Consider the following 6,042-nt stretch of genomic DNA (forward strand, 5'->3'; position numbering starts at 1 on the left):
GCAGTTGGTGCGATTATGGCAGGGGTTAGTGTTATAGGAGTAGCTGCAGCTTGTGCACCAACGAAAGCGAAACCAACTAAACCTTCTCAAGGTACTCAAAATCAACCACAAACAGGCGGTAATGAATCTTCAAACCCAGGAAGTGGGAATACAACAAATCCAACTGGTCAAGGTTCAAACAGTGGTGGAACAACAAATGCTAATCCTGGAAGTGGTAATTCATCGAACGCAGGAAGCCAAGGGTCAGAAAATAACACAACAACTCCACCAAGCGATTCTTCAACTCCAGCTCCAAATCCAGAAACTACACCTAAAGATCCAAAAACTGATGGTGATAAATCAGATGCGGGTTCAGGTAACCAATCTGGTTCTAAAGATAAAACTGATCAAACTCCAGAAACTCAACAAAACCCACCAACTGATAAAGAAAAAGAATCTGAAAAGGATAATCCAAAAGTAGGAGAAACTCCAAAGGATTCAGGAACACCACAAAGTGATAGCTCTAAACAAGGTGAATCTACTGAAAAACCTGACAGCAAACAGTCTAACGGGCAAACAGGTGGTTCTCAAGGAGCTGGTTCAGCACAAAGTGACGGTTCAACTGGAGATAGTTCTAACAAAGAAATAGAAGGAAAGAAAAATGAAATGGTACAACCACAAAATGGAGAAGCTCAACAGGGTGAAAAAACTGAACAAGATCTAACAGCTAAGAAAGCTGAAGCTAAAAAAACTGTTTCTGAATTAACTAATCTTCTAGATGCTGAGAAAAAAATGTTTGAAGCTAAAATTGAAGAAGTTAAAGAAGTTAGCAAATTAACAGAAATAGAAAAGATTGTAAAAGACGCTCAGGATGTTGATTCTAAGAAATTCCATTCTGTTGTTGTTCAAAGAGATCCAAAAAACGGTTATTTAACATTAACAATCAAAACGCCTTTAAAAAACTACAATGAAAATATAAAAAATAAAGAATTAATATACACTATTGAGCGTGAAGGTTTCCAACCTCTAACATCAGGCTCACAAACAGTAAACGTTGGCGGAAAAGATGTGTATACTAGTGAGTTAGCTGGTGACCCAACACCATTCCAAGTCTTCCCATCTCTTCCATTCTTAAATAGTGAACCAGGTAATTACAAAATCATTAAAATAACTTTAAAAGATAAACCAGAATTCAATTTATTAGGTGCTAAATCTAAACCTACATTCAAAATCTAATTAATAAATTTAGTAAATAATCAATATACAAATTATTAACTAAAAACCCATTAACAAGACAAAACAAAAACCAAGCCAAACGGCTCGGTTTTTTCTTTTTATCGATCCTTGTAAGCAGCTAAGACAGCTTCGTTTTGTTTGATTAAAGCTTTAATCTGCATACGTTTTTTGTCATCGTTTGTTTTTTCGAAGTCTTGTTGGTGTTGTGCAAGTTCTTTTTGAACACCTTCAACACTAACACTTTCTAAAGGAATAAAGTAGTCGCAAAACACACGAACTTGGTGTTTTTCTACATAAATAATTCCTTCTAAAAGAATCATTGGTTTTCGATTTGAACTTGGTGTTGCTCGAATGTATGCAACATGGTTAACAATGGGTGAAACTAATGGGTTGTGATCTGGTAAGATCGCAATTCGACCTTCAGATGTTTTCACTTCCACACTATATACATCCTCACTATAAAGTTGAGCTTGAGGAGTAACAATTTTTAGTGTTGTTAATTTACTCATTATTTATTACTATTTGCTTTTGCAAATACATCATCAATCTTACCAACATATAAGAAGTGTTGTTCGTGAATATCATCACACTCACCATCTAAGATTTGTCTAAATCCTTCTACGGTGTCTTCGATTTTTACTGAAAGCCCTGGTTGACCAGAGAATTTTTCAGCGACGTGACTTGGTTGACTTAAGTAGTTACGTACCTTACGAGCACGCATTACTAATTGACGGTCTTCTTCACTTAATTCATCAATCCCTAAAATAGCGATGATGTCTTGTAGTTCAACGAATCGTTGTAAAATTCGAATTACTCGTTGAGCAACTGTATAGTGTTTAACACCAACTACAGCTGGATCTAATAAACGACTTGTTGATTGAAGTGGTGAGATCGCTGGATATAGCCCAAGAGAAGCAATTGCACGGTCTAAAACCACTTTTGCATCTAAGTGAGAGAAAGTAGTTGCAGGAGCTGGGTCAGTTAAGTCATCAGCTGGCACATAAACTGCTTGAACAGATGTAATTGACCCTTTTTTAGTTGAAGTAATTCGTTCTTGTAATTGACCCATTTCAAATGCAAGTGTTGGTTGATAACCAACCGCAGATGGCATACGTCCTAAAAGAGCAGATACTTCAGACCCTGCTTGTGTGAAACGGAAGATGTTATCAATGAATAAAAGAACGTCTTGTCCAAAAGCATCACGGAATTCTTCAGCCATTGTTAAACCACTTAAAGCAACACGCATACGTGCACCTGGTGGTTCGTTCATTTGTCCGAACACTAGAGCAGTTTTATCTAGTACTCCAGATTCTTCCATTTCGTAGTATAAATCGTTTCCTTCACGAGTACGTTCACCAACCCCAGCAAAAACTGAAAGTCCACCGTGGTTTTTTGCAACGTTGTGAATTAATTCTTGCATAAGGACAGTTTTACCTACCCCAGCTCCACCAAATAGACCAATTTTACCCCCTTTAGCAAACGGAACAAGTAAGTCAACAACTTTAATTCCTGTTTCAAGAATCTCAATAGATTCAGCTTGTTCTGCAAAACTTGGCGCAGGACGGTGAATCGGCATACTTTTACCAATTGGTTTAGGTTTGTCATCAATTGGATCACCAATTACATTAAACATACGACCCAAAACTTGTTTACCAACAGGCACATTAATTGGTTTGTTTGTGTTTATGACTTCTAAACCACGTTCTAATCCATCTGTAGTATCCATCGCGATACAACGAGCAATATTGTCACCACTAAGTTGGGCAACTTCAAGTACAAGCTTTTTGCCATTATTATCAACCTCGAGGGCTGTATTTACTTTTGGTAAGGCATCAGATGGGAATCGCACGTCAACAACAGGACCTAAAACTTGGTGGATTTTACCTTTTTTTGTTTGTAACATATTAATATCCTTCTAGTTTTTGGTTATTCATCATCACTACCAGCGACGATTTCTGTAATTTCACTTGTAATTTTACCTTGGCGTAATGTGTTATATGTAAGTTTGTAGGTGTCAGCAAGTGATCTGGCGTTTTTTGTAGCTGCTTCCATTGCATTTCTACGAGACGCATTTTCACTAATGTTTGAATTCAGTAAAGCATCAAATAGCACAATGGCAACATAGCTGGGTAAAATCATTTTAATAATATCTTCCTTGTTAGGTTGGAAAATAATATTATCATGCTCTAATTCTAAACCAATGTTATTCTTTTTAATAACTTCATCCTTATTAAAAGGAAGTACACTAATAACTTCTGGCTCAAAACTAATTGCGTTTACAAATTTTGTATAAACCACTTTAATAGTATTAACTTCACCATTTAAATATAATTCAAGAGCCTCTTTACCAATAGCAAGTGCCATTTCAAAAGTCATATCATTATCATTTAAATTTAAGAACTTATTAACTTGGTGCTGGCGTTTTGTAATTCGCATATTATCATTACCTTTTCTACCAATTGTAAAGGTAATATCTTCTGATTTAATTAATTCATTAACTAAACGGTTAACATTAAAGTTATAAGAACCTGCTAACCCCATTGTTGAATTAATAGTAATATATAAAGTACGTTTTTTAGCATTAGGAATGGTTAAAAAATCAACATCTTTTACAACAGATAATAATAAACCGATAACTTCATAGTAGTTTTCATAATATGTTTGAATATCAGCTAATTTGTTACGTTGTCGTTTTAGTTTCGCAGTTGCAACCAATTTCATTGCATTAGTAGTTTTAGCTGTTGATTGGATAGATGCGATTTTACGTTTAATCATATCTAAAGACATATTAGTGAGCCTCTAGATTTAAATGTGAATTGTTTGCAAGTTTATTTTTCTTTTGGGCTTTTTTATCAGCTTTTGATTGCTTGATTGCATATTTCTGTTCTGCGCTTAGTTTTGGTTTTAAAACTGTAATAAGCTTAACAACAATAATTACAAGTGTAATCATTTGTGGCATCATGCAAGTTATGAATATCCAATAGTATGCATGATAGTTGTCTTGGTAAAGATCAATCATTTTCATACGTGTTTGAGCCATTTTACTTAGTGAGTTATTATGGCTGTCAACAACAGATGAATCAAGATTAGCAAATGCATTAGTGAATTTATAGAATCATGATTCTTGCCCCCCACTTAATACTTTAACAGCAAATCCTCATGTACCATTATGGTTAATAGAACCTTGTGAGTGAGAGTGCATAAAGGCATGAACAGCTTCATTAAATTCTTTAGGCAATTTACTTATAGCTTGATGATCGTGTTTAACTATTGCATTAATAGCATCTTCAAAAGCTTTATTGCCATATGTTGTTTTAAAGTTTTCAATCGCTTTAAATAAAACTTGATAGTTAGCATGAGGATCATACTCAACAAATGACATAAATGATTTTTCTTTAGCAATATTTGCTACATGTATTGGCTCAATTAATTCTCCATTTCCATCCACAGCAGCACGTGCAATTTCAAAACCAGGATTTAATAGACAAAGAACAGTAAAAGCAGCAGTTGCTGTAAAAATGCATACTACTAAAGCGGCAATAAATCAAGGTGTAAATATTTGCTTCGCCTTTGATTGAGATGTAAACTCATCAAATGTTTTATTACGCTTAAATTTCATTATTTTAAGTAAGTAAACCCGCTAGGGCCCCTTTTCATATCAAAACTTGCTAATTCCTTAGGATTACGATATTTATATACACGAGATGCAATCAAAGCATGTGCATCAGTATGATCCATAAAGTAGTTTTTAAATACTTTGTTTGTAGAAATAACTGAGTAATCTTTGTAGCTATCTCACATTCTTGAAACTTTACCCTTTTTAATATCTAGTAAATCAAATTCACCAAGAACTTTTTTAATTGGTGAAGTTACATAAACAACTACACGGCCAACAGGATAAACTGGGGTTACTTTAAAGAAGATAGCAGATTTTCCGTTGTCAAATAGTTCTATAGCTTCATCTGGTGAAACAGAAATCATAACAGTTTGTTTTTCAATACCTTCAATAGCTTTTTCTGATTTTACTAAGACTTGTTGCTCACGAGCTTGAACTTCATCTTCTGAAGCCGCTTGTGCCATCTTAATTTCTTCAGCAGCTTGTATTTCCTCAACTTCAAGTCTTAATCGCTCTGCTTCTTCTTGAGCTCTCTTAGCTTCTTCAGCTTCACGAAGTGCCCTTTGAGCTGCTAATCTTTCTTCTTCAAGGCGTTGTGCTTGTAATAGCGCTTCTTCTTGTTCCTTACGAGCTGCTTCTTCTTGTTGCATTAATAAAATACGTTGTTCTTCTTCAGCTTTTAAACGCGCTTTTTCCTCTTCTTGAGCTTTCAATGCTTTTTGTTTTTCCTCATCACTAATTACATCGCAGTGGCAAGGTTTACAACAGTAAGCACAAAAACTTTGATGTTCAGTATCACGATAAATAAACTTACTAATTTCTAAGTGAATTGCTTTAATCAAAGCAGGTTCAACTTCCATTGTAATACTTTCTTGGTTTTCGATTATATTATAAAGTTCAGTATTAGATAAATTCTTAATTAAATATTGATTAAATTCAGAACGCTCAAAAGCATCTACATTTTCAATCATATTTAGATTTGATGCATAAGCAATAATTGCTTCATTAACATTAAACGGTTCTAATTGTTCATCATGATTATGACTAGTTTTTTTAAATTTTAACACTTCTAATTCACCTCCATAATGATTAGTATTTGAGCAATTGTGGTGAGTACATTTATGTTCTTGCTCATTATTATTTAAACTATCTTTTGAGCAACAATCTTCTTTTCCACAACATTCGCTTACTTCATGTTCTTCGATAACTTC

The 6,042-nt window shown here is 34.4% G+C and carries 4 protein-coding genes and 2 pseudogenes; 1 reads left to right on the forward strand and 5 read right to left on the reverse strand.

The genetic code is table 4. From position 1 onward, the window contains the following. Positions 1–1,215 (forward strand): annotated as a pseudogene (locus tag UDIV_RS04480) (GA module-containing protein); the annotation flags it as partial. Positions 1,216–1,313: 98 nt separating this feature from the next. Here UDIV_RS04480 and atpC read toward each other — a convergent pair. From atpC to UDIV_RS04485, 5 genes and pseudogenes are all read right to left on the reverse strand, one after another. Next, complete coding sequence (gene atpC / locus UDIV_RS01055; RefSeq protein WP_038102064.1) at positions 1,314–1,724, reverse strand: ATP synthase F1 subunit epsilon; 411 nt, start codon at positions 1,722–1,724, stop codon at positions 1,314–1,316. Beyond that, positions 1,724–3,118 (reverse strand): F0F1 ATP synthase subunit beta, encoded by a 1,395-nt coding sequence (gene atpD, locus UDIV_RS01060; RefSeq protein ID WP_038102074.1) that lies wholly within the window; start codon positions 3,116–3,118, stop codon positions 1,724–1,726. The genes atpC and atpD overlap by 1 nt, the downstream gene beginning before the upstream one ends. 23 nt (positions 3,119–3,141) lie before the next feature. Continuing rightward, a complete protein-coding gene (gene atpG / locus UDIV_RS01065; protein ID WP_038102077.1) occupies positions 3,142–4,002 on the reverse strand; it encodes an ATP synthase F1 subunit gamma in 861 nt (286 codons plus the stop codon). Position 4,003: 1 nt separating this feature from the next. Beyond that, complete coding sequence (locus UDIV_RS01070) at positions 4,004–4,834, reverse strand: hypothetical protein (RefSeq protein WP_038102078.1); 831 nt, start codon at positions 4,832–4,834, stop codon at positions 4,004–4,006. Further along, a pseudogene (locus tag UDIV_RS04485) lies at positions 4,834–6,042 on the reverse strand (hypothetical protein); the annotation flags it as partial. The pseudogene UDIV_RS04485 and the gene UDIV_RS01070, both read right to left, overlap by 1 nt.

This window comes from Ureaplasma diversum NCTC 246 (genome assembly GCF_000731915.1).
Lineage (GTDB): Bacteria > Bacillota_I > Bacilli_A > Mycoplasmatales > Mycoplasmoidaceae > Ureaplasma > Ureaplasma diversum.